The following is a 26,330-nucleotide window of genomic DNA, read 5'->3' as shown; positions in this document are numbered from 1 at the left end:
GCCTAGAGTCATGTCGAGGCCCAACACAGTCAAAAGAACATGCCGGCCTTGTTGCTCCCCCCTCTTTTCGCATTTGCGACCCACTGCCCTTTGATACATCCACTTTGCCTATTGGAGACGACGGCATGGGAATCAAGGGTTTCGCTCGCAGCATCGCGCTATTGAGCCTGTTCAGCAGTTTCTCGGTCCTGGCCGGCAAGGCTGACGACACACTGGTCTACGCCTCCGACAGCGAACCGGAAAACATCAGTCCCTATCACAACGACCTGCGCGAAGGCGTAATCCTCGGTCGGTTGATCTGGGATAACCTGGTCTATCGCAACCCCGACAACGGCGAGTACCAACCCATGCTCGCCACCAGTTGGAAACAGGTCGACGATACGACCATCGATTTCCAACTGCGCCAGGGCGTGAAGTTTCACAACGGTGACCCATTCACTGCCGATGACGTGGTGTTCACCCTTAATTATGTGGTGTCGCCCGAGTCCAAGGTGGTCACGGTACAAAACGTCGACTGGATCAAGAGCGCCGAAAAATTGGGCGATTACAGTGTTCGTCTGCACCTGAAAAAGCCCTTCCCGCCTGCGCTGGAATACCTCTCCAACGCCGTACCGATGTTCCCGAAAAAATATTTCGAAGAAGTCGGGCTGGCAGGCTTCAGCCGTAAACCGATCGGCACCGGGCCTTACAGGGTGACGGCCATCGCCACCGGCGAAGGCGTGAAAATGGACAAGAACCCGGACTACTTCAAGGACAGCCCACAGGGTCAGCCGAAGATCGGTCACATCAACTTTCGGGTCATCGCCGATGCCGAAACGCGTCTGGCCGAGCTGATGACCGGTGGCGTCGACTGGACCTGGCGGGTGGCGCCGGATCAGGCGGAAAACCTCAAGGCCATGCCCAATCTGGTGGTCACCAGCGGTGCGACCATGCGCATCGGCTTTCTGATTCTCGACGCACGCGGCACGTCCAGCGCCGATTCGCCGATGAAACATCTGAAAGTACGCCAGGCAATCAACTACGCCATCAATCGTGACGGTCTGGCATCGCAACTGGTCGGCGGCGAAAGCAAACCGTTGCAGGTTGCCTGCTACCCCGGTCAGTTCGGTTGCGACACCACGGCGGCCACTGTCTACAACTACGACCCGGCCAAGGCCAAGGCGCTGCTCGCCGAAGCCGGTTACCCGAACGGCTTTGAGACTGAAATATTTGCCTACCGGGACCGCGACTACGTCGAAGCCATCATCGGCAACCTGCGCGCAGTCGGCATCAACGCCAAGCTGCGCTACCTCAAGTACGCGGCGCTGCGTGATCAGCAGCGCGGAGGCAAGGTGCCGATGTCATTCCAGGCCTGGGGCTCGTTCTCGATCCTTGATACCTCGGCCTCGGCCGGCACCTGGTTCAAAGGCAACCCCGACGACAACATCAAGGACCCGCAAGTCCAGGGCTGGCTGCAGACCGCCGATAACGCCCTGGACCCGCAGGTGCGCAAGGACAACTACCGCAAGGCGTTGCAGCGCATCAGCGAACAGGCCTATTGGGCCCCGCTGTTCAACTACTCGATGAACTACGCCTATGTCTCAGACCTGAACTTCAAGCCCTACCCGGACGAACTGCCACGATTCGTACTGTCGAGCTGGAAATAGGCGGTTCGTGAAGCCAATCGGCGAGACCGGCTGTGAGGTGCGTGAAGCACCTTGCAGTATCGGCAGCCAACCCGTCACCCCCTGAACACAAGGTCACTTGCCATGTTCGGATTTCTCTTGCGCCGCCTGGGTATCGCCCTGTGCGTAGCGATCACTGTCTCGGTGATCAGCTTTTCCCTGCTGCACCTGTCCGGCGACCTGGCCACCGCCATCGGCGGCCCGGAAGCCAGCAGCGAGCAGATCGAACAGATTCGCGTGCAATACGGCCTCAACAAGCCATTGGTAACGCAGTATTTCGAATGGCTGGCCGACGTGGTGCGCCTGGACCTGGGCGACTCGTTCTTCTTTCAGGAATCGGTCTACAACCTGATCGCCTCGCGCCTGTCGATCACCCTGGGGCTGGGCGCGATGGCCCTGAGCATTGCGTTGCTGATCGCCATTCCACTGGGCGTGCTGGCTGCCGTGAAGCGCGACACCTGGGTTGACCGCCTGGCACTGAGCATTGCCGTGCTGGGCCAGGCAATGCCGAGTTTCTGGTTCGCGCTGATGCTGATCGTGGTGTTCTCGGTCACGCTGAAATGGCTGCCGGTGTCGGGAAACTCGACCTGGGCACATTTTGTCATGCCAGCCATTGCGCTGGGCTACTACGCCACGCCCGCAATCATGCGCCTGACCCGGGCCGGCATGCTCGACGTGCTCAACTCCGATTACATACGCACCGCACGTGCCAAGGGCCTGCGCCCTGCCACCGTGCTGTTCAAGCATGCGTTGCGTAACGCATTGATCCCGGTGGTCGCACTGGCCGCCGTCGAGTTCGGTTTCATGCTCGGCGGCTCGGTGGTCATCGAAACGGTCTTCTCGCTGCAGGGCATCGGCCAACTGGCCTGGGATGCGATTGCCCGCGACGACTTCCCGGTGGTGCAGGCAGTCGTGCTGTTGATCGCGGTGATCTACATCGTCCTCACTCTGCTGGCCGACGTGCTTAACGCACTGCTCGACCCGCGCATCCGCGTGAAATAGGAGGCCCCATGAGCACAACCACCTCATCGCCGCTATCGATCAACGATTATCAGCCTCCGGCGCGCAGCGTCTGGCGCACGTTGCGCAGCAGCTTCGCACATCGTGGCTTCGCCATCGGCGCGGTACTGCTGCTGATCATCCTGCTCGGCGCGCTGTTCGCGCCCTGGCTGGCACCCTACGATCCTTATGAGCAGGATGTGATGCTGCGCATGAAACCGCCGGTATGGATGGCCAACGGCACTTGGGACTATGTGCTGGGTACTGACAAACTGGGCCGGGATTACCTGTCGCGCCTGCTGTACGGCGCACGCATCTCGCTGTTCATCGGCTTCTCGGCGGCGCTGATCTCTGGCGTCATCGGCACCATCATGGGCCTGTTGGCCGGCTACTTCGGCGGCAAGACCGACGCTGTGATCAGCTACTTGATCACCACACGCCTGGCGATGCCGGTGGTGATGATCGCGCTGGCCTCCGCATCGCTGATCGGCGGTTCCCTGAAGGTGGTGATCGTTCTGCTTGGCTGCCTGCTGTGGGATCGCTTCGCGGTGGTCGTACGTGCCGCCGTGCAGCAGATTCGTGATGCCGAATACGTCGCCTCGGCCCAGGCATTGGGCTGTTCGACGCTGCGCATTCTGGCCAGTGAAATCCTGCCCAACCTGGTCGGTGCCCTGATCGTGGTCGCCACCCTGGAGATGGCCCACGCGATCCTCCTGGAATCAGCGCTGTCTTTTCTCGGGGTCGGCGTACAACCGCCTATTCCATCCTGGGGACTGATGATCGCCGAAGGCAAACCGTACATGTTCTTTTCCCCGTGGGTCATCGCCATTCCCGGCGTCGCCCTGATGGTGCTGGTGCTGGGCATCAATCTGGTCGGCGACGGCCTGCGCGACCTGATCCTGCCCGACGGGCGCAACTGACAGAGGAGCTTCGCACATGGCGCTGTTGCATGTTGAAAACCTGCGTGTCGAGATCCCTCTCGGCCAAGATACGCTTCACGCAGTGCGCGGCCTGGACTTTCAAGTCGAGCGCGGCGAAATGCTGTGCATTGTCGGCGAATCGGGCTGCGGCAAATCCCTGACATCGCTGGCGCTGATGGACCTGCTGCCGCGCAAGGCCCGGCGTACTGCAACGACACTGCGCCTGGACGGCATCGATATGCTGACGCAGAGCGAGCGGCAGATGTGCGACCTGCGCGGCAACCGCCTGGCAATGATTTTCCAGGAACCCATGACCTCGCTGAACCCGGCTTACAGCATCGGCGATCAGCTCAGCGAAGTGCTGACCCGGCATCGCAAGGTGTCCCGCAAGGACGCCCTGCAACGTGCCGCGCAGATGCTCGAAAAAGTCGGGATCAGCAACGCAGGCGAGCGCCTTCGTCAGTATCCGCATCAATTGTCAGGCGGCCTGCGCCAGCGAGTGATCATCGCCATGGCACTGATGTGCGAACCCGACGTGATCATCGCCGACGAGCCGACCACCGCGCTGGACGTCACTATTCAGGCACAGATCCTGCGCCTGATCCGCGACGTTCAGAAAGAGCTTGGGCTGGCAGTGATCTTCATTACCCATGACCTGGGACTGGTAGCGCGCATCGCCGACCGGGTTGCGGTGATGTACGCCGGACAGATCGTCGAAACCGCCCCGGCCGTCGAGCTGTTCGAGAATCCGCAACATCCTTACACCCGCGGCTTGCTGGCAAGCATACCGATCCCCGGACGCACCCAGCCAGGCCAGCCGCTGGGCTCGATTCCGGGTCTGGTGCCCAGTCTGGTCGGCGAGCAACACGGCTGTGCATTTCGCAATCGCTGCCCACAGGCGATTCCGGCCTGCGCGGAAGACGTACCGCCGGTCAATAGCCACGACCACATGACTCGCTGCCTGTTTGCCACAGCGGGCACCGAACCCGTGTTTCACCGTGAGGGTGTACCGTCATGAACACAGCCGTGCAACAGGTCCCCACCACCAGCGTCAAGAAAGACATTGCTCTGGAGCTGTGCGACATCCGTCGCGAATTCAGTATCAGCCGTGGATTTTTCAAACCCAATGCCACGTTGAAAGCCGTCGATGGTGTGTCGCTGCGCCTGATGCGTGGCGAAACTCTCGGGCTGGTCGGCGAATCGGGCTGCGGCAAAAGCACCCTGGCCAAGATGCTCCTCGGCCTGCTTGCGCCCAGCAGCGGTGATGTACTGGTCAACGGCAAGCACTTGGCCGGGACTGACCGCAAGGAGATGGCGCGGCGTATCCAGCCGATCTTTCAGGACCCCTATTCGTCCCTCAACCCGCGCAAAACCCTGCGTGAGATCGTTACGCTGCCGCTGATCGTGCATGACATCGGCACCCACGCCGAACGCCGCCAGCGTGCCGAAGCGATGATGGACGTGGTTGGTTTGCCCAAGCGTGTGATCGACAGCTACCCCAGTCAGCTCTCCGGTGGTCAGCGCCAGCGCGTGGCGATCGCCCGAGCACTGGTGATGCGCCCGGATGTGTTGATCTGCGATGAACCGACGTCGGCCCTGGACGTGTCGGTGCAGGCGCAAATTCTTAATCTGCTACAGGAACTCAAACAGGAATTCGGCCTGACATACCTGCTGATCAGCCACAATCTGGCAGTCATCGAGCATCTGGCCGACCGCGTAGCCGTAATGTACCTGGGACGGATCGTCGAGGAACGCAGCCGCGAATCGCTGTTCGCCAGACCCGGTCATCCCTACACCCAGGCATTGCTCGACTCGGTATTGACCCCCGACCCGCATCTGGGCATTCCCGAACTGGGTTTGCACGGCACCTTCCCCAACCCGATGTCGCCGCCGTCCGGCTGCGCCTTTCATCCGCGCTGCCCGGCCTGTATGAGCGTGTGCAAAGAGCAGTCCCCACTGACAGGCCGCATCGAAGGCGGAACCGTTCGCTGCCACTTGCGCGATACCCCGAAAACCCTGGAGCTGATGCCCTCATGAGTAGCCGTTCGCACGCCATCGAAAACGTCACTGAACAGTTCGACAACGGCGCATTTTTCGCCCTGCTTGGCGAAAGTGTTGCCTATCCGACCCAAAGCCAGGAGGCCGAAAGTCTGCCTGAGCTGTACCGTTATCTTCATGAGTTCATCACGCCGCATGTCGAGCGTCTGGGTTTCAGCGTTGCCGTGCACCACAACCCGGTCGCCGGACGCGGGCCGCTGATGATCGCGACGCGCATCGAGGCCCCTGAAATGCCGACGCTGCTCAGTTATGGCCATGGCGATGTGGTTCGCGGCTATGACGCGCAATGGCAGCAAGGCTTGTCCCCGTGGCAAGTCGTCGAACGTGGCGAACGTTGGTACGGGCGTGGCACCGCGGACAACAAAGGCCAGCACCTGATCAATCTGACCGCCCTGGAACAAACCCTCAAAGCACGCGACGGCAAACTGGGTTTCAACGTTAAACTGCTGCTGGAGATGGGCGAAGAAGATGGCTCTCCCGGCCTCGGTGCGTTCTGCCAGGCCCACGCTGGAGAGCTTGCCGCAGACATTTTCATCGCCTCCGACGGCCCACGCCTGGCAGCGGCGCGCCCTACCCTGTTTCTTGGCTCGCGCGGCGTGTTCAATTTCGAACTGACGGTGAACCTGCGCGAAGGCGCGCACCATTCCGGCAACTGGGGCGGGCTGCTGGCCAACCCCGGCATCATTCTGGCCAATGCCATCGCCAGCATGGTCGATGAGCACGGCCGGGTGAAAGTCGCGGGGCTCATGCCCACCGCCATTCCCGAAGCGGTCAAAACTGCGCTAGCGGATATCGAGGTCGGCGGCGGCCCCGGCGATCCGGACATCGACCCCGATTGGGGCGACCCGGCGCTGTCGCTCAGCGAAAAAGTCTTCGGCTGGAACACCCTCGACGTTCTCGCCTTCAAGACCGGCAACCCGGACGCACCGGTACACGCCATTCCCGGCAAGGCGCATGCGCTGTGCCACATTCGCTTTGTGGTCGACAGCGACTACAACGCCTTTATCCCAGCGGTGCGTGCCCACCTGGACGCCCACGGTTTCACTCAGGTCGAGGTCCGGCAGACGCGCATGGACGTAATGCACGCCACGCGCCTGTCACCGAACAGCCCGTGGGTCGGCTGGGCATTGGAGTCGTTGGCCACCACCACCGGCAAGAAGCCTGCACTGCTGCCTAATCTGGGCGGTTCACTGCCCAACGATGTGTTCGCCGAAGTGCTGGGCCTGCCGACGGTCTGGGTGCCACACTCATACCCGGCGTGCTCGCAGCATGCCCCCGACGAGCATTTGCTGGCTCCGGTGGTCAAAGAAAGTCTGCAAATCATGGCCGGACTGTTCTGGGACCTGGGAACCGACGGCGCACGGCTGACCCGCGAGCATCGGGCACAGGGGCTGAGTGAATGAACGAGGCACAACGGCAGGCAACCGACTGGCTGAGCGGGCAGTACGAGGCGATGGAAGCGCTGTTGCAGAGCCTGGTCGACACCGACTCCAACAGTTACGACAAGGCCGGGGTGGATGCGGTCGGCGAACTGCTCGCCGCGCAATTGCAGGCCGACGGGATCAGCGTCGAACGTATCCCGGTTGAGGGTTTCGGCGACGTACTGCTCGCCGAGCTGCCCGGCGGCCCCGGAAAACCGGTGCTGCTGCTGGGGCACCGCGACACGGTATTTCCCAAAGGCACTACGTCCACTCGCGGCTATACCAAAGATGCCAAGCTGGCCTACGGCCCAGGCGTGGCCGACATGAAAGGCGGTCTGGTACTGAACTGCTTTGCGCTGAAAGCGTTGAAACGTGTCGTTCCGCTGCCGTTTCCGGTACAGATCCTCTATACCGGCGACGAAGAAATCGGCTCCGCCAGCGCTCGTGTTCACATCGAAAAGTACGCACGTCAGGCGCGCGCGGTGCTCAACCCGGAACCGGGACGTGCCAGCGGCAACGTGGTCAGTGCCCGCAAAGGCGGTGCCACGCTGATCATCGAAGTGAACGGCCGCGCGGCGCATTCCGGGGTCAATCACGCCGACGGTGCCAGCGCCATTCAGGCGCTCGCGCACAAGGTGATCAAGCTGCATGCGCTGACCGACTACGCAGCGGGCATTACCACCAACGTCGGCTTGATCTCGGGCGGCACGTCCAGCAACACCGTTGCGCCCACTGCAACGGCAAAACTCGACGTGCGCTTTGTCGAACTCCGCCAATGGGATGAAATTCTCGCCGCAGTCCAGGCCATCGTCGCCGAAGAGGAGCTGCCCGGCACATCGGCCAGGCTGCTGGAAGCCACGACCTTCCTGCCCATGGAAGCCCGCCACAGCACTGAACTGCTGAGTATCTATCAGGGCCTTGCACAGGAACTGGGCTTCAGCGTGGACGGCGAGTTCACCGGCGGCTGCGCCGATTCGGGTTTCACCGCCAGCCTGGGTATCCCCACTCTGTGCGGCCTCGGCCCGGTCGGCGGCAAGGTACACACCGACCGTGAGTATCTGGAGCTTAATACCCTGGTGCCCAGAGGCCAGGCGCTGGTGGCAACGATACTGGCGCTGGGGGATGTTTGAAGAGACTGCCCACGTGCGCCCGACCTGGAAAAAGAGGCGCGACGCAGATGTGTGACGCAGAGCGTCACGAAATGCATTCCCACGCGGAGCGTGCGGAACGATGACATTCGGGAGAACACTCCATGCAAAATTCGTCCGAGCTGCTCGGTAAATCCGCCACCGAACTGCGTGCGCTGATCGGCAACAAACAGCTCTCTCCGGTGGAATTACTGGACGCCTGTATCGAGCGGATTGAACGCCTGAACCCGAAGATCAACGCTTTTGCCGCGACCTGTTTCGAGCGCGCCCGCGACGAGGCGCTGCTGGCCGAGCATGCCGTGATGCAAGGCAGACCACTCGGGCTGTTGCATGGCCTGCCCATCGGCATCAAGGATCTGGAAGAAACCGCCGGCGTGCTCACTACCTACGGCTCACCCTTGTTCCGCGACAATATCCCTGCGCAGGACAACCTGTTCGTGGCCCGCCTGCGCGCTGCCGGAGCGATCATGGTCGGCAAGACCAATGTTCCGGAACTGGGCGCAGGGGCCAATACCCGTAACGTGGTCTGGGGCGCGACCGGAAACCCGTTCAATCCCGAGCTGAACGCCGGTGGGTCTTCGGGTGGCTCAGCCGCCGCGCTAGCCGTAGACATGGTGCCGTTGTGCAGTGGCTCGGACACCGGTGGTTCGTTGCGCATTCCCGCGGCACTGTGCGGCATCGTTGGCCTGCGACCTTCGCCGGGGCTGGTGCCGAGCGAACGCAAGAAACTCGGCTGGACGCCGATCTCCGTGGTCGGCCCGATGGGCCGCAACGTCGCCGACACGCTGCTGCAACTGCGCGCCAGCGCCGGGCTGGGGCAGTCCGATCCATTGAGTTATGCCATTGCCGATGACGAGTTTGCACCACGCACCGTCGACCTCAGCCAACTGCGGGTCGGCTATAGCGAAGACTTTGGCGCGTGCGCAGTCGATGACACAATCCGTGCCGTCTTTCGGGAAAAAATCAACGCCCTGAAATCACTGTTTAAATCCTGCGAAGCCATTGACCTGAACCTGACCAGCGCCCATCGCACCTTCGACGTACTGCGTGCCGAAGCCTTCGTTGCCGGGCTGCAAGACGCTCACGACCGGGATCCTGATGCGCTGGGACCCAACACCCGCGCCAATTTCGACATGGGTGCCGCGATGTCGCTGCAAGACTGCGTCAAGGCACATGGCGAGCAGAGCCTGATCTTTCGCGGCTTCCAGAAACAATTCGAACACTACGACCTGATCCTCGCGCCCACCACGCCAGTCTCGCCCTTCCCCTGGAGCGAACTGTACCTGCGCGAAGTCAACGGCGTGCCACTGGACAATTACTATCGCTGGCTGGCGCTGTGCTACACCATCACCCTGACCACCAACCCGGCACTGTCCCTGCCCTGCGGCACTGACCACAACGGCATGCCGTTCGGGTTACAGGTGATCGGCGGATTTCGGGGCGACGCTAAACTGCTCGCCTGCGCAGCGGCGCTCGAGCAGGCAACACTGAATGATCCACGCCTGTCACGTCCGCGTCCCGACCTGCAGAAACTGCTGGCCTCGGCGGTCGACCTGACCCACATCGTCACGCATCCGCCAGTTTATGGTGGGTCGAGAACGGGCAAGCCGGAGATTGGTGCGATGTGAACGTGGCGCAGCCAGGTTCGGAAAGATGAGGGGCAAAATCTGCCCCTCAACGTGGAAGCACGTTACTTGGGCAACGCGTAAGCAATCACGTAATCGCCACGGTCAGGCGATTGGCGGGCACCACCGGCGGTAAGCACAATGTACTGCCTGCCGGTCTTGGGCGATACGTACGTCATCGGGCCGGACTGGCTGCCCACGGGCAGGCGGGCCTTCCAGATTTCGTTGCCGTTGCCGCTGTCGAAGGCGCGCAGATAAAAGTCCTGGGTGCCGGCGAAGAACAGCAAGCCCGACTGTGTGGACAACGAAGCGCCCAGCGTCGGCATGCCGATCGGGATCGGCAGGCCCATGCGAATACCCATCGGGCCAGTGTCTTTCACGGTGCCGACCGGGACCTGCCACATGAGCTTTTTGGTCTTCAGGTCAATCGCTGACATGGTGCCGAACGGCGGTGCCTGGCACGGAATGCCGACGGCAGACAGGAAGCGCTGGCGCATGGCACCGAACGGTGTACCGGTCTGCGGCACGACGCCCATTTCGATACCGCTGGCACCGGCGGCGATCTTGTCGCGCGGGATCATGTAGTTAGCCAGGCCCAGACGCATGTCATTGACGAACATATAGTTGTTGGTCGGGTCGACTGAGACACTGCCCCAGTTCATGCCGCCCAGCGAGCCTGGGAACTGCAACGCAGGGTCCAGGCCTGGCGGTGTGTAAACGCCCTCGTGACGCATGCCTTTGAAAGCGATGCGGCACATCAACTGGTCGAACGCCGTAGCACCCCACATGTCGGACTCTTTGAGGGTCTGGTTGCCGATCGACGGCATGTCCACCGAGAACGGCTGAGTCGGCGAATAGCGCTCGCCCGGCACATTACCCTGCGGTACAGGGCGCTCTTCGACACGCGAGATCGGCACGCCGGTTTCGCGGTTGAGCAGGAAAATCTCGCCCTGCTTGGTGACTTGCGCCAATGCTGGCTGCGTACCGCCCTTGCCGTCCGGGATGTCATACAGCAACGGCTGGGCCGGAATGTCGAAGTCCCACAGATCGTGGTGGGTCATCTGGAAGTTCCAGCGCACCTGACCGGTTTTGACGTCCACCGCAACGACTGAGGAGGACCATTTGTCGTCCTGCTCGGTACGCGTCCCACCGAAAAAATCGGGTGTAGCGTTACCGGTCGGCAGGTAGATCAGGCCGAGCTTGTCATCGTAGGACATGGCCGACCAGACGTTCGGCGTGCCACGCGTGTAGGTTTCGCCTGCTGGCGGACGCTTGTTGGTATTCGGGTTACCCGGATCCCAGGCCCAGACCAGCTCGCCGCTATTTACGTCGAAAGCACGCACCACGCCTGGAGGTTCGCCGGTGGAGAAGTTGTCGGCAACACGACCGCCCACCACAACCACATTGCCCGCCACCAGCGGCGTAGAGGTCTGCTGGTAGTAGCCTTCCTTGACTTCGCCCATGTCGGTTTTCAGATCGACTACGCCTTGATTACCAAAGTCCTTGCAGGTCTCTCCAGTCCTGGCGTCGAGTGCGATCAGGCGAGCGTCGCCAGTCGGCAGAAACACGCGTGTGGCACACGCGGCAGTTGGCTGGGCAGGTGCGTCGGCTGCGGGTGCGGCGAAGTAGCCCAGGCCGCGGCAGCGCTGCCAGTTGGGCGCACTGCCCTGCGGGTCGAACTTCCAGCGTTGGGTGCCGGTGTCCGCATCCAGTGCAAAAACTTTGCCGTAAGCGGTACAGGTGTAAACCGTATCGCCGATCTGCAGCGGAGTGTTCTGGTCTTCTGCACCGGCACCGGTGCTCTGCGGAATGTCGCCGGTGTGGAAGGTCCAGGCAACCTGCAGCTTGTCGACATTGCTCTTGTTGATCTGATCCAGAGCAGCGAACCGGTTACCTGCCGGGGTGTTGCCCCAGTGTGCCCAGTCCTTCTGCTCGGCACCCGGCGCTACCGGGACAATAGGCGGCACGCTGCTGGCGCTAATCACAGGACTCGGTACAAACATGTAGCCAATGGTTGCCACAACACCAATGGCCAGCAAACCGGCCAAGCCATATGCGCCAAGACCTGCCTGAGCACCTGAGGCGCGAACCAGTGTCGGGTAGATCAGCGCAATCACCAGGCCGATCACGGCAAAGGTCAATAGGCGGGACACCAGCGGCCAATAGTGCAGGCCTGCATCCGAGATAGCCCAGATGAAGGTCAGTATCAGGGCGATGCCATACAACAAGGCACCTTTGGGTTTGCGCACAGCGATCAGCGCACCACTGATCAGCATCGCCAGCCCCATCAGCAGGAAGAACCAGCTGCCGCCCAATGTCACCAGGTAGCCACCGCCACCTGCCAGACCGAGCCCGATCAGGGCGATCAGTACTCCCAGCCCGAGCAGCAGCAACCTGCTGCCAGCACCTGTGTATTGCTTGTTTGTCATTTTTCAAACCTGTCGGATTTTTACAGCCGAACAGAATGTACCAAACGGTTCATAATGACAAATTGTCGCAGCCTGCTCGACGCCTGCAATACGCGTTTTCGGGCGATCAGCGAACAATTTTTCTGTTCGCATCTGTGTCTAAAATGTCATTCCATCCCGGCCGATCAGTACCTGAAGCGGCAGTTGCTTCGCTTGCCCCATCAACCATGCATCCAGCGTGTGACCGATGTGCGTCAATACGGCTTTACCTGGTCGTAAAAGGTCAATGGTTTCCAGCGCCAGGGTCAGGTCATTGTGATTACGTGGCGGCTGAGGCTGCGGGGGCATGGAGCAATCGAGAATCAGCACGTCCAGCGGATGACGTTGCAGGAATTCGCGGGTGTCGTCAGGCAAGCCGACGGTGTCGGTCAGGTAGGCAAAACGTTGCCCGTCGCCTTCGAACATGTACCCGAACGTGGGCTTTGAGTGCGCCAGCGGCAGCGCCGTAACGTGCAGTGCGCCCAGTGCTCGGGTTTCGAAGGCTGCAAACGGCTGGCTGAAATCGAGAATGCCAGGGTGCTTGTAAAGATCGGCCAGGCCTTCCGGGTCAGCAGGGCCGTGGACCGGAATCACCAGCCCCTGGCCCCAGCGCAGGTGCAGCAGGCCTTGGGCATGATCGGCATGGTAATGCGTCTGCAGGATGCCGCTCAGGCTGCGCGGCGGGAAACGTTCGGCAAGGTCGGTCAGACCACTGTCGATCAACCAGCGCTGATCGGCGCATTCAATCAGCGCGCTGCACGGCAAACGCCGCAGGTCCTGATTCGCCCGTGCCGCCGAGCAGGCCGGGCACTGGCAACCGTAGACGGGCACCTGCCGTGCATCACTGGTGCCCAGCAGGGTCAGGCGCATGCGTCACGCCGCTCCATCAGGTCGATAAGCGTGGCGACGGTCTGTTGCAGATCAGCAGAATTGTCCAGCGGGAAGACGTGCGGATTGTTCGCGAGTAAATCTCCGGCAAAGCGCGAGTTGCGCGCAAGACGCTCCTCGATTTCCGGCAGGGTTTCCCTGTTGCGCGCCAGCAGACGCTGGCGCAGCACGTTCTGGTTGACGGTCAGCAGCACCGCGAGCAACGTCGGGTAACGCATTTGCGCTTTCTGCAGATGCGCCCGGGAGCCGTTGATCAACACGTCGTGGCCCTCCAGCAGCCACTGATCGATCTCGACGGGAATGCCGTAGTGCAAGCCATTGGCCTGCCAGCTCAAGGCAAACGCGCCACGCTCGCGCATCTGCTCGAACTGTTCGACCGTCACCGCCTGCGCCGCCTCGCCCACCGCTTCGGCGGAACGGGTGATCACCCGCCGGACAACCCGGCAGTTGCGTTGCGCCAGCGCTTCACGGGCTGCATCCAGCAGGCTGTCCTTGCCTGAACCGGATGGCCCGATGAGATAGATCAACCTGCCAACCATCAAAACACCCTCTTGCCTTGTCGCCAGACCTTGTCGATAACCGGCAGGCCTGCATGATTGCGCGCCTGAATCAGATCAGCGCGCAGACCGATGCGAATCTCGCCACGATCCGCCAACCCTGCCGCAACAGCGGGCGTGCGGCTGACCATATTGATCGCTTGCGGCAGCTCGCAGTCATTGTCCTGTTCGGCCAGCATGAACGCGGCCTGCAACAGACTGGCCGGGTAGTAGTCGCTGGACAGAATGTCCAGCAGCCCGTTTCTGGCCAGCGATGCTGCCGCCACGTTACCGGAGTGCGAGCCGCCGCGCACGATGTTCGGTGCGCCCATCAGCACGCTCATGCCCAGTTGTCGACAGCCGCGGGCCGCTTCCAGTGTGGTCGGGAATTCGGCGATGTTCATGCCGAAACCTGCCGATTCCTCGACATGCGCCATGGTTGCGTCGTCGTGGCTGGCAATCGACAGGCCACGCGCCAGGCACAGTTCGACAATCGCGCGCCGGTAGCGGTCGGCGTACTCGGTGGAGTTGGCGACCTGCTCGACGATGAAGCGATCCATTTCCTCATGATTCATGTGGTACTTGCCCATGTAGTACTCGCGGTACTTGGACTCCAGGGCAAACTGACGCTGGCCGGGCGCGTGGTCCATCACCGAGACCAGTTGCACCAGCGGCTGGTCGACCAGGTCACGAAACACGCTCAGGGTATCCGGATGACTGACCTCGCAACGCAGGTGCAACAGGTGCTCGGCGCGGGTCAGGCCCGCTGCGTTGGCGTCGGCAATCGCCTGAAGCATCGCGGGCAGTTGCTGCATGCGCTTGCCTTTGGGGTTGATGTCGCCAATCGACAGTGCATCGAACACCGTGGTAATACCGGCCGCGACGATTTGCGCATCATGACTGATCACCGCCGACATCGACGGCCAATCGACACCCGGCCGTGGCGACAGGTGCTTCTCCAGGTTGTCGGTGTGCAATTCCACCAGCCCCGGCAGCAGGTAATCGCTCTGCATGTCCTGAGCCTGGCTCAGTTGGCTGCGCCCACTCTGAACCTCGGCAATCAGGCCGTCGCGGACCACAACTGTGCCGACGAACACCTGCTCGGCAGTCACCACACGGGCGTTACTGAAGATCTGTTCGTTCAGCATTGCAGCAACTCCTTGGCGGTGAGGTCCACCGGGCTCATGTCGAGTTGACGATTGGCGACTGCCTCGCGGGCGTCGCGGTCATGGAAAATACCGATCAGTGCGGCACCGGCCTGTTTGGCCTCATCGACCAGATCCAGCACCACCTGACGGTTGGCGTCGTCCAGCGAAGCAGTTGGTTCGTCGAGTAACAAAATCGGCCACGGCACCATGAATGCACGGGCGATGTTGATACGCTGCTGTTCACCACCGGAAAAGGTGCTGGGAGCCAGTGGCCAAAGGCGCTGGGGAATGTTCAGCCGGTTCAGCAGCAGCTGTGCGCGCTCCTGGGCCTGTTCGCGCGACCAACCGCGTGCGAGTGCTGGCTCCATCACTACATCCAGGCTCGATACACGCGGAATGACGCGCAAGAACTGACTGACGTAGCCGAGCGTTTTGCGACGTACTTCAAGCACCTGGCGCGGGGTCGCCCCGACCAGCTCGGTCCACTGGCCTTCGTGCTGCACGCGGACACTGCCAGCGGCAGGCAGGTAGTTGCCGTACAAAGTGCGCAACAATGTGCTTTTACCCGCGCCGGACTGTCCGCTGAGCACCAGGCATTCACCTGCGCGCACCGAGAAATTGAGCCCGCGCAGCACATTGAGAACCACGCCATTGTGCTGATGCAGGGTAAAGGTTTTCGAGAGGTCACGGACCTCGATCAACGTTGTCATCGGGCTCACCTCATCTGTACAGGCTGTTCGGACAGTGCGACTCATGGCTGCAATACCGAGGACACCAACAGTTGTGAATACGGATGCTGCGGGTCATCGAGAATCTGATCGGTCAGGCCGCTCTCGACCACTTCCGAGCGCCGCATGACCATCAGCCGATCAGCCAGCAACCGCGCGACCGCCAGGTCGTGAGTGACAATGACCACGGCCAGGTCCAGCTCTCGAACCAGACCACGCAACAGGTCGAGCAACCGTGCCTGCACCGACACATCCAGCCCACCGGTGGGTTCGTCCATGAACACCAGCCTCGGGCTGGACACCAGATTGCGGGCGATCTGCAGGCGTTGCTGCATGCCGCCGGAAAATGTGCGCGGCAGATCATCAATGCGTAGCGGGTCGATCTCGACCTGGCTCAGCCAGTCCACCGCTGCGCTGCGCAATTGCTGATAATTGCGCACGCCCTGGGCCATCAGGCGCTCGCCGATATTGGCTCCGGCAGAGACGCCCATACGCAGGCCGTCACGCGGGTTCTGTTCGACAAAGCCCCACTCGGTACGTAACAAGGTACGACGCTGCGCTTCGCTGGCACTGTACAAGTCGAACCAGTCACCCTCCTTGCCGCGATAATCGATGCTGCCGCGATCCGGCGGGCAACGTCCGCTCAACAGCGACAGCAGCGTGGACTTACCCGAGCCCGATTCGCCGACGATACCCAGCACTTCGCCGGGATACAGGTCGAAACTCACGTCCTGGCAACCCTTTTGCACCCCGTACAGACGGGTCAGGCCGCGCACCTTGAGCAGCGGTTGCGCAGGTTCGGGCTGGCGGTCGCCCGCCGGGTTCAATGAGAGAGCACTGATCATCGGGCGTTCTCCTGCTGTTTGACGCGTTGGGCGCAGTAATCGGTGTCGGAGCAGACAAAGCTCTGCGTCCCGGCGTCGTCAAGAATCAGCTCGTCGAGAAAGGAGTCATGGCTGCCGCAGATTGCGCAGCACTGCTCCCAGCGCTGCACTTCAAACGGGTGATCTTCAAAGTCCAGGCTTACCACCTGGGTAAACGGCGGCACGGCGTACAGACGCTTTTCCCGTCCTGCACCGAACAGCATCAGCGCCGGGCTCATGTGCAGCTTGGGGTTGTCGAATTTCGGAATTGGCGACGGGTCCATCACGTAACGCTCATCGACCATGACCGGGTAAGCGTAACTGGTAGCGATATGGCCGAAGGTAGCGATGTCTTCGTAGAGCTTGACGTGCATGACACCGTAATCATCCAGCGCGTGCATGGTGCGGGTTTCGGTTTCCGACGGCTCGATAAAGCGCAGCGGCTCGGGAATCGGCACCTGATAGACCATGATCTGGTCGGCGTGCAACGGTGTTTCCGGAATGCGGTGACGGGTCTGGATGACGGTCGCCTCGGGGGTGCGCTCGGTGGTGGCGATGCCTGCCGTACGGGCAAAAAAGCGTCGTATCGAGACCGCATTGGTGGTGTCGTCAGCGCCTTGGTCGATGACCTTGAGCACATCATCGGCCCCCAGGATTGCAGCGGTCAGTTGCATCCCGCCGGTGCCCCAGCCATAAGGCAGCGGCATCTCGCGTCCGCCGAACGGCACCTGATAACCGGGAATCGCCACCGCCTTGAGCAAGGCACGGCGAATCATGCGTTTGGTCTGTTCGTCCAGGTAAGCGAAGTTGTAGGCATCGTCCCGTACGGGCATTTGCTGTGCGGTGTTCATGGGTGCATTGCTCATTGGTCGCTCTCCGGATTCGGTGCGGACTTGCGCAGCTTGCGGATCAACTCCAGCTCGGACTGGAAGTCCACGTAATGCGGCAGCTTGAGGTGCGAAACAAAACCGGCCGCCTCGACGTTGTCGCAATGCGCCAGCACGAATTCCTCCTGCTGGGCCGGGGAGCGGACTTCTTCGTTGAATTCCCCGGCGCGCAACGAGCGGTCCACCAGTGCCATGCCCATAGCCTTGCGCTCTGCGTTGCCGAATGCCAGGCCGTAGCCACGGGTGAATTGCGCCGGTTCGCTGGCCGAACCAACGAACTGGTTGACCATCTCGCATTCGGTCACTTCGATGTCGCCGATCACAATCGGAAAGCCCAGCTCTTCAGGCTCGATCCAGACCTCTACCTCGCCGATGCGGATTTCCCCGGCGAACGGATGGTTGCGCCCGTAACCACGCTGGGTCGAATAGCCGAGCGCCAGCAGAAAACCCTCGTCGCCACGGGCCAGCGCCTGCAAACGCTGGGCACGACTGGACGGATACTCCAGCGGTTCGCGGGTAATGTCCGCGATGCTCTCGCCATCGTCCACTTCAGGTTTGATCAACCCTTCTTTGGCCAGCAACCCCAGCACTCGTGGGCAGGGTTGCAGCGTTGCATCCGGCGCCACGTCCGGGCCAGGGTGCTCGCCTTCGGCCAGCAAGGTGAAATCCAGCAGGCGGTGGGTGTAGTCAAAGGTCGGGCCCAGCAGTTGACCGCCGGGGACGTCCTTGAACGTGGCCGACAGGCGACGGTTGAGCTGCATGTTCGACGTGTCGATGGGCACGCTGGCGCAAAAACGCGTCAGCGTCGTGCGGTAGGCGCGCAGCAGGAAGATCGCTTCGATCAGATCCCCTGCCGATTGCTTGATCGCCAGCGCGGCCAGCTGCGGGTCATACAGCGAGCCTTCGCTCATGACCCGTGCAACTGCCAGTGGCAGTTGCTGACGGATCTGCTCGACGTCGAGCTCGGCAATGCCTGTATCGCCACGACGCTTGTTGGCCAGCAGACGGTGAGCATTATCGATGGCCTGTTCGCCACCCTTGACCGCGACGTACATCAGGCACACTCCTGCACGCGAGTGCTGCGTGGCAAGCCGAGCATCTGACTGCCCGACAGAAAAAACACATCCAGCCCGCAGGGGAAGACATTACGTGCTTCTCGCTCGGCCCAGAAACCTTCTTCCAGCGGCAAGGCCACCGGATTCTGCTGCTCGATACCGGGACCGCTCCAGCCAAGCGCACGCCCGCCTTCCAGGCCTGGCAGCTGGATCAACAAGGTGCAGGACTGATCCGGGTAGCGATCATTACCGGTATCGAAACCATGCAGATCGCAGGCAGTCGACGCATCGAGCAGCGCAAAGCGTGCAGCGTGCCGGTCGCTGACAATCGGGCTGCCGCAATGAAAGGCAATATTCGCGCGAATCGCCGGGGTATCAAATGCCGGGGCAAGCCAGAGCGGAGTGTCCAGGTCCAGTAGCGCCAGGCACAGGGCATGAGTTGCACTGTCCAGGCCCTGCAAGGCAGGTGGCTGGTGTCTGGCGGGCAGAGTCTGAATCACACCCGGGCCGGACAAGGCCTTGAGCGCCAGGCGAAAACTGCGCTGGGCATCCAGCACCGGATCGGTGAAGGCAGGTTGCAGAAGGACGGCATTCATCAGTCTTCTCCTCGGACCAGGGTAAAGAACTCGACTTTGGTTGCAGCAGCTTCGGCGTCCTTGCGCGCCCGACGTTCGGCTTGCGCACGTGCCAGCGGCTCGATCAGTTCGGACAGCCACCAGTTCTGTTGCGCCCCTTGCAGATGAGCGTCGGCCAGGGCTGCCAGTTCGGCATGGCGCTTGTCGCGCCCGGCCAGATAGCTGTAGCCGGTACGACCGTCAGCCAGGCGAACCACACAACGCGTCACGCTCATCTCGCCAAGATTGAAGGCCGAACCGGTCCCGCCCATACGGCCGCGCACCAGCGTCATGCCGATTTCCGGAGCGCGGATCATCTGGTAATCGGTATCGCGCAACGCCGCTTCGTGACGCTGCAACTGTTCGCGGCTCGGCTCATCGACCAGGGCGCGCGCCAGCACGCTCATCCAGTGCTGACGCGCGGCCGTTTCAGGGGTTGCTTGCATGGAACACCTCGGTGTCAGTCAGTCGGTTGGCTGCCAGCAATCTGCTTGCCGGCCATCGGGTTAAAAGCCATTTGATACTGGAAGCGGTCAGAGCGACTGACCGAGCGGGAAAGCTCGATCGGCCGCCCCGCCCGGTCACACGAGACCGTCAACACGGTCAGCGCAGGCATATGTCGGGGCATCAGCAGCAGCCCGGCCTCTTCACGGGATGGCAGGCGGGCACCGATCAGACTTTGCGCGCGACTCAACGACAACGTGCGCTCGGCCAGATACTGGCGAACCGAACCGCCCTGATAATCCGCCAGCACAGCGCTGTAGCTGGCACTGTAGCGATGGCAGATCAGGCTCACGGACTGGCCGTCCAGCTTGCGTAGCGTCTGCAGTTCGATCAACGGCGCGTGCTCGTCCAGGCCCAGGTACAACGCATCTTCGTGGCTGGCGAGGCATTCGCGACGCGCCAGCAGAATGGCCTCCACACCGATGCCTTGCGCCGACAGCGACTGGCTGTAGGCACTGTCGACCTGCATCGGATAGATCAGCGGACGTTCCAGCACCTGCGTGCCTTTGCCCTGACGGCGCAGCACACTGCCCTCACGCACCAGTTCATCCACGGCGCGGCGGATCGTGTGACGGTTGACGCAGAAACGCTCGGCTAACTGAAACTCGGCGGGCAGATAATCGCCGGGCCGATACGTGGCCAGTTCATCGCGCAGGGTTTCAGCCAGTTCCAGATACATCGGCTCGACTTGTCTAGACAACTGCATGGTTAAAAAAAGTGTTCATTGAACACCCCTCTTCTGTCAGATGAATTGCTTGCGCAGGCGCTGCGACATGATGTCGATGACGCTTACCACAACGATGATTACCAGCAGCACAGCGCTGGTCTGGACGAACGCAAAGGCACGGATGTTTTCCCAGAGAATGACGCCGATGCCCCCGGCACCGACCATGCCCACTACGGTCGCCGAGCGCACATTGGATTCGAACCGGTATAAAGCGTAGGAGATCCACAGCGGCATGACCTGAGGAATTACACCGTAGATGACTTCTTGTAAAGCACTGGCACCGGTGGCACGTACGCCTTCGACAGGACCAGGCTCTATCGCTTCGACCGCTTCGGCGAACAGCTTGGCGAGCACGCCGGTGGTGCTGATCCAGAGTGCCAGTACCCCGGCAAACGGACCCAGCCCGACCGCGACCACAAAGAGCATCGCAAAAACCATTTCGTTGATCGAACGACAAGCATCCATGCAGCGCCGCAGCGGCAGATGAATCCACCACGGCGTGATGTTTTCGGCGCAAAGAATGCCCAGCGGTATCGAACAGACAATCGCCAGCGCTGTGCCCCACAGAGCGATCTGGAGGGTCACCAGCATTTCCTTGAGGTAGCTGCGCCACTCACGAAAGTCCGGCGGGAAGAAGTCGGCGGCAAATGTCGCCATGTTCGACGAGTCCCGAACCAGCGCCATCGGGTTCATTTCTGCGCCCTGCCAGGCCCAGGCCAGTGCCGCGAGCAATAGCCCCCAGCCCAGGTAACGCAATCCGTTGGGCTTGCCTGCAATCCGGGCATAGGCAACTTGAGTGGTCATGGCAAACTCCTGATAGCGGACGGAACGCTCAACCTGCCGAACTGCCTGCGGTTTTCTGGTTCAGTTCGGTAATGCGCTCCTGCAATTTGCTCAGGCTGGCATCGATGTCCTTGAGCCGGGCAGCTTTCTCCTGAGCGTCCAGCGTGGTGCTGGCAACCACTTCAGTGCGCTGCTTGAACAGTTCAAGTTGACGAATGGGTAACAACTGGTCATCGCTGGACTTGAGGAACTTGCCCATCTGCATGTTCTTCAGAACGGTTTTCTCTTCGTCGGTATTACCGTAACTGGCGAAGAATTCACGAATCTTCGCTTTGTTTTCGTCTGACAGTGCCTTGCTCCAGACAATCGGATCGGCTGGAATCAACGGTGATTTCCAGATCACCTTGAGCTGCTCGACCTTGTCGGGCTGGGTCACCGCCAGGCGGTCCCAGCTTTCGGTATTGAAGGTTGCAACGTCCAGTTGGCCCTTGGCGACACTCAGGGCATTGACCTCGTGGCTGGAGTTCAAGGTGCGCTTGAAGGCAGTGGACGCATCCACATTGTTTTTGGCAAACACATAATAACCAGGCACCAGATAGCCCGAGGTAGAGTTCGGGTCACCGTTGCCGAAGGTCAGGCTCTTGGCGTTCTTGAGCATGTCGTCGACGGAATTGATCGGACTGTCCTTGCGCACGATCAGCAAGCTCCAGTAGCCGGCGTCGCCATTGGCGGCAGAGGTCTGGGCAAAAATCTCGCCGTTGGAGCGGTCAACCGCTTCCATGGCGGCCTTGTTGCCCAGCCAAGCCACATCGACCTTGTTGAAACGCATGCCCTGGATCAGACCGGCGTAATCGGAGGCGAACGTGGCGTTGACTTTAAGGCCGGTCTTGCGGCTCATGTCATCGAGAAACGGCTGCCAGATACTTTTCAGGTTTTGCGATGACTCGGTGGACATGATGCCGAAATTGATGGCTTTTTCTTCTGCCGCCTGGACCGTGCCCAACGCGCAGGCGGTCAGCAAGGCGGCAGAGGCGAAAAGACGACCGATACGCTTGAACATGCAGGCTCTCCTGATAATGGGTTGATGTCAGAACTTCAGACTTTAGCCAGCTCCAGGCGTGGCTTGTGGCGAACACGACGGCTTCGCTCGGTGATCATCAGGCTCGCGTCAGCGTCTGCGCCGTAAAGGTCATTGAGGAACTGTTTGCTGAGATCCTCTGCCTGGCCATCAAAATGAATCCGCCCTCCCTTGAGAGCCACAGCACGTGGGCAATAGCGCACGGCGTAATCCACCTGATGCAGGGTGACGACGACGGTCTTGCCGTCGCGGCGATTGATGTCGGCAAGAATTTCCATGACCCGGCGGGCCGATTCGGGGTCCAGCGAGGCAATCGGTTCGTCTGCCAGGATCACTTCGGCGCGCTGGGTCAAGGCACGGGCGATCGCCACGCGTTGCTGCTGGCCACCGGACAGGGTCGAAGCCCGCTGAGCGGCAAGATCCACCAGCCCTACCCGGTCCAGCGCGGCCATTGCGCGCTGTTTCTCCTCGCGATTGAACAACGCCAGACTGCCACGCCAGCGCGGCATCCGTCCCAGACAACCGAGCAGGACGTTGTCCAGCACGCTGAGGCGATTGACCAGATTGAATTGCTGGAAGATATAGCCAATATCGGCCCGCAGACGCCGCACCTGGCTGTTCAGGCGACCGGAAGACTGAACCTCGCGACCCAGTACCTTGACCTGGCCGCCATTGCTGCGATCACAGCACGCAAGACCTGCCAGATGCCGCAGCAAGGTTGACTTGCCGGAGCCGGAAGCACCAATCAGCGCAACCATTTCACCGGGTTGTATAGACAACGCGAGATCAATCAACGCCCCTTTATGTGAAAAGGTCTTGTTCAGGCCTTGTACATGAATGGCTTCGTTCATGAGGCTTCTCGGTCTGCGTACGACCCGGGACAGGTCGTATTCGGTTGTCAACCAAGTTGAACCTGTGTTGTTGCAGCCTCATGAACCGTGAGTGACGAGGTGATAACAGTTTGTCGCAGAAGGTGTTGCAGCGTAGAGATGACGCAGGGCGTCACAAACTGCATGCCAACGCGCGCCAAGGGTCCCACCGCCGAAGTTGGCACGATACTCATCTCGATACTGATGCATGCAACGTGCGCTACGAGAGGTGTCCAGGCGTCCGCCCCCAGAACAGCAGAGCGGCGCAGAGACAGGCTGGATCAGATCCGGAAGCTGCCGACCAGTTGCTGCAGGCGGGCGGCCTGCTCTTCCAGCGAGTTGCAGGCTTCCAGGGTCTGGCGCAGATTGTCGACACCCAGTTGGTTGAGGGTGTTGATGTGGGTGATGTCGACGTTGATGGACTCCACCACAGAGGTCTGCTCTTCTGTTGCAGCGGCTACCGACTGGTTCATGCCGTTGATCTCTTCGATGCGGCGGGTCACGCTACCCAGACGCTCACCGGCCAGGTTGGCGATGCCTACACTGTCCTCGCTCTGACGCTGGCTTTCGGTCATGTTGGTCACCGCCTCGCGGGCGCCGACCTGCAGCTCTTCAATCATGGTCTGCACTTGCTGGGCTGAATCCTGGGTGCGGTGTGCCAGATTGCGCACCTCGTCAGCCACCACGGCAAATCCGCGCCCTGCTTCACCGGCCCGCGCCGCTTCGATGGCAGCGTTGAGCGCCAGCAGGTTGGTCTGCTGGGAGATACTGGTAATCACTTCGAGAATCTGCCCGATGTTGGCGGTCTTGCCATTCAGGCTCTCGATGTTAACGCAGGACTCACTGATCTTGCCGGACAACTCGTTCATGGCCTTGATGGTCTGCTGCACCACGCCTTGGCCGTCACTGGCCAGGCCGCTGGCATCGCTGGACTGCTGCGACGTACGCGCGGCGTTCTGCGCGATTTCCTGCGCCGCAGCGCCCAGCTCGTTGATTGCAGCTGCAACACTTTCAGTGCGATGGGCCTGTTGGTCGGAGTTGTCCATCGACGCGTTGGAGACCCTGACCACCCGTGTGGCCACTTCCCCCAGTTGCGCGGCAGTAGAGGCGACTTCTCGAATCGATGTGTGGATACGTTCGACAAAATGGTTGAACGATTGCGCCAGTGCGCCGAACTCATCCTGCGAGGTGATTGCCAGACGCTTGGTCAGGTCGCCCTCGCCATCGGCGATATCACGCATTGCACGACCCATCTGGTGCAGTGGCTGCATCAGAACCCGGATCAACAGGCCCAGCAGCAGGATGATAACCATCACCACAACCACCATCGCGGTAATCGCCGAGGCACGGAACTCTGCAAGCATCGAATAAGCGGAATCCTGCTCCAGTACCAGCGCAACGTACCAGTTGGCAGTCGACACGCCTTGAACCGGTGTGAAGGAAATGATCTCGGGCTTTTTGCCAGAATCGATTTCCGTTACGCCAGTGGCGATCTTCGGTGTATTGACCGGATAAGCTTCGTTGATGTTCTTGAGCACCAGCTTACTGTCCGGGTGCACCAGAATTTTGCCTTCGGCGCTGACCAGAAACGCGTAACCATGCCCATCGAAGTTCAGGGAGTTGATGATTTTGCTGACGCTGTCCAGGGATATATCGGCACCGGCGACACCGGCGAACTGGTTCTGGATTTTGACCGGAGTGGCAATGGTCATGACCAGCTTGCCGGACGACGCTGCAATGTACGGCTCGGTAACAATTGTGCCAGGCGCGTTCTGGGCGGCCTTGTACCAGCCGCGTGCACGCGGGTCGTAGTCAGCCGGGCGATTGCCGGCCGGTACTGAAAACATGACGCCTTCAGTGCTGCCGAAATAGCTCAGCTGGAAGTTTTCGCTGTACGTCGGCAGGCCAATGGCGCGCTGCAGTTGCGGCAGTTCCTTGCCGTCCACAGCAACTTGCTGAGACATCGACTGCAGCAGTTGAATGCGGCTCTCCAGCCAGGTTTGAATATTCTGCGTGGTCAATGTACCCAGCTGCAACAGCTCGGACCTGACGCTGGATTTAAGCGACTGACGTTGTCGATAGTCGTTTATGACAATAAACACACTGAAGGCGACAACCACAATCAATGCAGCGGCGAGAAGGATCTTCTTGCTGAAACCCAGACTTTTCATAGCGGTTACTTCCACGGCAAAAACCAATAAGGACGATCTCTGGATCGTCAATCAAACTTCACAACTGTGCCGTCCTTTTCACGTTACCCCTGCAGGCCGTTCAGCAACCGGAGCCGATACATACCCGCCAGCGGAGTCGATGATCAGGCAGGTCCGGGTCTCGAAACCCACAGAGGCGCTTGTATCGCCATATCGGCCGCGACTGACCAGTCCTTGATTATTTTTTTCGGAGTGCGCCGAGACCTGTCTCCCACTCTCGAAAGCGAAACGTGCAGAGCGGGAAAAACTGGCTATGGTTGAATTCATCCCCGCCATGCAGAGGACGGTCTTGCCATGCTGAGTATCGAAAAGCTTTTTGACGATTTGCACAGTCTCCCGAGTATTCCCAAAGTGGCTCAGGACCTGATGCTGCAATTTGACAATCCCTCCTCCAACCTGGAAAGCATCGCCCGTAACATAGAGAAAGACCCGGTGATCGCCGCCAAGGTATTGCGTCTGGCCAACTCGGCGCGGTTTCGCGGCTCGCGCGAGTCGTCAAGTATCGAAGACGCGGCCATGCGCCTGGGTTTCAATACCCTGCGTACGCTGGTAATGGCCTCGGCCGTAACCGGAGCATTCAAGGCAGGGCCCAGTTTTGACCTCAAAGGGTTCTGGCTGAAAAGCTTTCAGGTTGCGGGGATCTGCCGGATGCTCGCGAAACAGACCGGCGTCGATCCTGAAATCGCTTTTACCTGCGGCGTGATGCACAACATCGGTGAGCTGCTGATCCAGACCGGCGCTCCTGAAGTTGCGGAGCGCCTGAACAATGCCGCCAGGGCCGGTACGCCGGGACGTGCAGCCAATGAAACCCTGCAACTGGGTTTCAGCTACCCGGAAGTCGGTGCGGAGCTGGCCAGCCGCTGGCATCTGCCCCAGGTGATCCAGCAGGCCATCGCCTACCAGGCCACACCGCTGAAGGCTCCGGCTGACGCACCGCTGCCCAGGATCGTCGCTCAGGCCATCACCCTCTCCGATGCGCTGGAAGCACACGGCGGCGCGACCCCGCAAGCGCAACAGGCTTGCGGTGGACCGCTAATGGAAGGCATCGATCTGGACGCACTGTTTGCCGGGCTGCCGGCTGTGCTGGAGGCCGACAAGGCGTTCTCCGACCTGTTGAGCTGAGCAGACGCGCTCTTCGCGGAGGGTAAGCGCGGTTAT

At 60.9% G+C, this 26,330-nt stretch carries 24 protein-coding genes and 1 pseudogene; 9 read left to right on the top strand and 16 right to left on the bottom strand.

Annotated elements, in window-relative coordinates; translation table 11 throughout:
* Positions 1-125 precede the first annotated feature (125 nt).
* The 8 genes from MME58_RS11880 (at position 126) to MME58_RS11845 (ending at position 9,838) form a co-directional block, all read left to right on the top strand.
* On the top strand, positions 126-1,646 hold the full coding sequence (locus MME58_RS11880; protein WP_054985330.1) for an ABC transporter substrate-binding protein: 1,521 nt from the start codon (positions 126-128) through the stop codon (positions 1,644-1,646).
* Positions 1,647-1,748: 102 nt separating this feature from the next.
* Positions 1,749-2,666 carry an ABC transporter permease gene (locus MME58_RS11875; protein ID WP_055005885.1) on the top strand — a complete coding sequence of 306 codons (918 nt, stop codon included), beginning with the start codon at positions 1,749-1,751 and terminating at the stop codon, positions 2,664-2,666.
* An 8-nt stretch (positions 2,667-2,674) separates the two neighbouring features.
* On the top strand, positions 2,675-3,583 hold the full coding sequence (locus MME58_RS11870) for an ABC transporter permease (RefSeq protein WP_055005886.1): 909 nt from the start codon (positions 2,675-2,677) through the stop codon (positions 3,581-3,583).
* Between the two features lie 16 nt (positions 3,584-3,599).
* Positions 3,600-4,601 (top strand): ABC transporter ATP-binding protein, encoded by a 1,002-nt coding sequence (locus MME58_RS11865; protein ID WP_055005887.1) that lies wholly within the window; start codon positions 3,600-3,602, stop codon positions 4,599-4,601.
* Complete coding sequence (locus MME58_RS11860) at positions 4,598-5,620, top strand: ABC transporter ATP-binding protein (RefSeq protein ID WP_054985333.1); 1,023 nt, start codon at positions 4,598-4,600, stop codon at positions 5,618-5,620. The genes MME58_RS11865 and MME58_RS11860 overlap by 4 nt, the downstream gene beginning before the upstream one ends.
* Positions 5,617-7,044, top strand: a complete 1,428-nt coding sequence (locus tag MME58_RS11855; protein ID WP_055005888.1) for a M20 family metallopeptidase — start codon at positions 5,617-5,619, stop codon at positions 7,042-7,044. The genes MME58_RS11860 and MME58_RS11855 overlap by 4 nt, the downstream gene beginning before the upstream one ends.
* The gene (locus MME58_RS11850; RefSeq protein WP_055005889.1) at positions 7,041-8,192 is read left to right on the top strand and encodes a M20 family metallopeptidase; all 1,152 of its coding nucleotides are present in this window, start codon (positions 7,041-7,043) and stop codon (positions 8,190-8,192) included. The genes MME58_RS11855 and MME58_RS11850 overlap by 4 nt, the downstream gene beginning before the upstream one ends.
* A 122-nt stretch (positions 8,193-8,314) precedes the next feature.
* Positions 8,315-9,838, top strand: a complete 1,524-nt coding sequence (locus tag MME58_RS11845; RefSeq protein WP_055005890.1) for an amidase — start codon at positions 8,315-8,317, stop codon at positions 9,836-9,838.
* Between the two features lie 62 nt (positions 9,839-9,900).
* Here MME58_RS11845 and MME58_RS11840 read toward each other — a convergent pair whose 3' ends face one another.
* From MME58_RS11840 to MME58_RS27800, 16 genes and pseudogenes are all read right to left on the bottom strand, one after another.
* Complete coding sequence (locus MME58_RS11840; RefSeq protein WP_055005891.1) at positions 9,901-12,264, bottom strand: glucose/quinate/shikimate family membrane-bound PQQ-dependent dehydrogenase; 2,364 nt, start codon at positions 12,262-12,264, stop codon at positions 9,901-9,903.
* Between the two features lie 138 nt (positions 12,265-12,402).
* On the bottom strand, positions 12,403-13,152 hold the full coding sequence (phnP, locus tag MME58_RS11835; protein WP_055005892.1) for a phosphonate metabolism protein PhnP: 750 nt from the start codon (positions 13,150-13,152) through the stop codon (positions 12,403-12,405).
* On the bottom strand, positions 13,143-13,709 hold the full coding sequence (phnN, locus tag MME58_RS11830; protein ID WP_055005893.1) for a phosphonate metabolism protein/1,5-bisphosphokinase (PRPP-forming) PhnN: 567 nt from the start codon (positions 13,707-13,709) through the stop codon (positions 13,143-13,145). Before phnN ends, phnP begins: the two co-directional genes overlap by 10 nt.
* Positions 13,709-14,854, bottom strand: a complete 1,146-nt coding sequence (locus tag MME58_RS11825) for an alpha-D-ribose 1-methylphosphonate 5-triphosphate diphosphatase (protein WP_055005894.1) — start codon at positions 14,852-14,854, stop codon at positions 13,709-13,711. Before MME58_RS11825 ends, phnN begins: the two co-directional genes overlap by 1 nt.
* Positions 14,848-15,564, bottom strand: coding sequence for a phosphonate C-P lyase system protein PhnL (gene phnL, locus MME58_RS11820; RefSeq protein ID WP_055005895.1), 717 nt, complete (start codon positions 15,562-15,564; stop codon positions 14,848-14,850). The genes MME58_RS11825 and phnL overlap by 7 nt, the downstream gene beginning before the upstream one ends.
* A 41-nt stretch (positions 15,565-15,605) precedes the next feature.
* Entirely contained in the window at positions 15,606-16,427 is an 822-nt protein-coding gene (gene phnK / locus MME58_RS11815; RefSeq protein WP_054985342.1) for a phosphonate C-P lyase system protein PhnK, read from the bottom strand.
* Positions 16,424-17,296 (bottom strand): alpha-D-ribose 1-methylphosphonate 5-phosphate C-P-lyase PhnJ, encoded by an 873-nt coding sequence (locus tag MME58_RS11810; protein ID WP_162491453.1) that lies wholly within the window; start codon positions 17,294-17,296, stop codon positions 16,424-16,426. The genes phnK and MME58_RS11810 overlap by 4 nt, the downstream gene beginning before the upstream one ends.
* Before the next feature lie 11 nt (positions 17,297-17,307).
* Positions 17,308-18,387, bottom strand: a complete 1,080-nt coding sequence (locus tag MME58_RS11805) for a carbon-phosphorus lyase complex subunit (protein WP_054985344.1) — start codon at positions 18,385-18,387, stop codon at positions 17,308-17,310.
* A complete protein-coding gene (gene phnH / locus MME58_RS11800) occupies positions 18,387-18,983 on the bottom strand; it encodes a phosphonate C-P lyase system protein PhnH (RefSeq protein WP_054985345.1) in 597 nt (198 codons plus the stop codon). The genes MME58_RS11805 and phnH overlap by 1 nt, the downstream gene beginning before the upstream one ends.
* Positions 18,983-19,447, bottom strand: coding sequence for a phosphonate C-P lyase system protein PhnG (gene phnG, locus MME58_RS11795; RefSeq protein ID WP_054985346.1), 465 nt, complete (start codon positions 19,445-19,447; stop codon positions 18,983-18,985). The genes phnH and phnG overlap by 1 nt, the downstream gene beginning before the upstream one ends.
* 14 nt (positions 19,448-19,461) lie before the next feature.
* Positions 19,462-20,211 (bottom strand): phosphonate metabolism transcriptional regulator PhnF, encoded by a 750-nt coding sequence (gene phnF / locus MME58_RS11790; protein WP_054985347.1) that lies wholly within the window; start codon positions 20,209-20,211, stop codon positions 19,462-19,464.
* Between the two features lie 36 nt (positions 20,212-20,247).
* Positions 20,248-21,036: a phosphonate ABC transporter, permease protein PhnE gene (gene phnE, locus MME58_RS11785; RefSeq protein ID WP_055005896.1), complete on the bottom strand. Its 789-nt coding sequence runs from the start codon at positions 21,034-21,036 to the stop codon at positions 20,248-20,250.
* 28 nt (positions 21,037-21,064) lie between these two features.
* Positions 21,065-22,075: a phosphonate ABC transporter substrate-binding protein gene (gene phnD / locus MME58_RS11780; RefSeq protein WP_055005897.1), complete on the bottom strand. Its 1,011-nt coding sequence runs from the start codon at positions 22,073-22,075 to the stop codon at positions 21,065-21,067.
* A 35-nt stretch (positions 22,076-22,110) separates the two neighbouring features.
* Positions 22,111-22,944 carry a phosphonate ABC transporter ATP-binding protein gene (gene phnC, locus MME58_RS11775; protein WP_055005898.1) on the bottom strand — a complete coding sequence of 278 codons (834 nt, stop codon included), beginning with the start codon at positions 22,942-22,944 and terminating at the stop codon, positions 22,111-22,113.
* 299 nt (positions 22,945-23,243) lie between these two features.
* Positions 23,244-24,008, bottom strand: coding sequence for a methyl-accepting chemotaxis protein (locus MME58_RS27805; protein WP_371904939.1), 765 nt, complete (start codon positions 24,006-24,008; stop codon positions 23,244-23,246).
* Positions 24,009-24,101: 93 nt separating this feature from the next.
* A pseudogene (locus MME58_RS27800) lies at positions 24,102-25,133 on the bottom strand (HAMP domain-containing protein); the annotation flags it as partial.
* Between the two features lie 333 nt (positions 25,134-25,466).
* Here MME58_RS27800 and MME58_RS11765 point away from each other — a divergent pair.
* On the top strand, positions 25,467-26,294 hold the full coding sequence (locus MME58_RS11765) for an HDOD domain-containing protein (RefSeq protein WP_054985352.1): 828 nt from the start codon (positions 25,467-25,469) through the stop codon (positions 26,292-26,294).
* Positions 26,295-26,330: the final 36 nt, after the last annotated feature.

This window comes from Pseudomonas syringae pv. tagetis, assembly GCF_022557255.1.
GTDB classification, from domain to species: Bacteria; Pseudomonadota; Gammaproteobacteria; order Pseudomonadales; family Pseudomonadaceae; genus Aquipseudomonas; species Aquipseudomonas caricapapayae.
Note: the sequence above shows the minus strand (reverse complement) of the source record. Positions and strands in the feature narration are given on the sequence as shown.